We start from the raw sequence: 1,411 nt of genomic DNA, 5'->3' as shown, positions 1-1,411 counted from the left end.
GCAAAATCCATTCCGGCGGAGAAGCCGGTCCCGATGCGGCGGTTGGCAGCCCGCGGTCGTCGCTCTCCTGCTTCTTTGTCCGGCTTCTTTCGGCATCTGTCAACCGGCTCTCTTCGATTCCGCCCCACTGGCCTCGGCCTACGAGCGGATGAGCGCCGCCCAGTACGAGATCGGGACCAAGCTCGTCGCCCTGCTGCGGGTCGGTCCGGGCGCTTCCGTTCTCGACCTGGGCTGCGGCACCGGACGACTCGCCTCCTACGTCTGCCGAATCACGGGACCGAAGGGGAAAGTCTTCGGGCTCGATCCTTCTCCCTATCGGATCGCGATCGCCGAGCGCCGGGCACGGAGGGGACTCTCCTTCGCCGTCGGCGGCTCCGGCGACCTTTCCGCCCTCCCTTCCCGCTCCTTCGACGTCGTCTATCTCAATTATGTCCTGCACTGGATCGACGACCGAAGGCGGGCCTTGCAAGAAATCCATCGGATCCTCAAGCCGGGAGGAAAGCTGGGGATCAGCTTTGAAGATACGAGCCGGCCTTCGGATTTGGACGAACTGATCGAGCAATCGGCGAAAGAGGTGGTGGGGAGAATTCCGCCGAAACTCTTCCTCTCGACCGCTCCCCTTGGGCTGACGGAGCTCGAAGAGATGCTCCAAAAGAGCGGGTTCCGGGTCTTGCGCCTAAAAAAGGTGGAATCGATCGATCGGGCAAGAAGTCCCGAGGAGCTGCTCGCCTTTTGGCGAGCGAGTAGCGCAGGGAGGTTTCTCTCCGGAGTCTCCGAGGAGACGAGGTGCCGGATCGGCCGACGCATCCAAGAACGACTCGCCGCACAAACCGACCGGGAGATCCGGATCGTCAGCGACACCCTCCTCCTCGTAGCGGAACGCGGCGCCGCCGACTAAGAGCCCTCCACGCCTCTTCCCGCCTAGGACAAGCGGGCGCTAAAAATTGGCAATCCTCCGTTAGCGGCGGAGCGGAAGGAGGGACTACTCTCTGCGCGTGGCTCGACGCAGATGCTGAAAAAACGAACCATTGCCTCGATCGCGGCCGTAGTCTTCTTCTCGGCTTTTGCGACCGCAGCCGAGGGGGAGAATCCGACAGACGCACCTCCGAGCGTCGGTGCCGGGGTCCTCGATCCCGCAGCCCCGGCTCCCGTTGCTTTGACCGAGCTTCCCGCGGTGACGGTGACCGCCGAGCAGGAACGAGCTCCCGCCCCCGCCGAGGAAGTGACTTCGGTCTACGGACCGGACCTGTCCATCATGGATACTCCCCGCGATGTTCTTCCCATCGCGCAGGAACGACTCAAAACCGTGATGGCTCAGCAGGTCAACGATCTGGTCGCCTTCAGCCCTTCGGTCAACCCGACCCAGGCGACGGGAAACGTCGTCAGCGAACCCGTGGTTCGCGGGCTCCCC

General features: G+C 63.6%; 1 protein-coding gene and 1 pseudogene. Both read left to right on the top strand.

The genetic code is table 11. The features are described from left to right. The coding region (locus FN369_RS01180; RefSeq protein ID WP_142524389.1) for a class I SAM-dependent methyltransferase at positions 1 to 898 on the top strand (898 nt) is incomplete at its 5' end. A gap of 111 nt (positions 899 to 1,009) precedes the next feature. Beyond that, positions 1,010 to 1,411: pseudogene (locus FN369_RS01175) on the top strand (Plug domain-containing protein); the annotation flags it as partial.

Source organism: Methylacidimicrobium cyclopophantes (assembly GCF_902143385.2).
GTDB lineage: Bacteria > Verrucomicrobiota > Verrucomicrobiia > Methylacidiphilales > Methylacidiphilaceae > Methylacidimicrobium > Methylacidimicrobium cyclopophantes.
The sequence above is the reverse complement of the archived record's forward strand: the minus strand, read 5'-3'. Positions and strand labels throughout refer to the sequence as shown.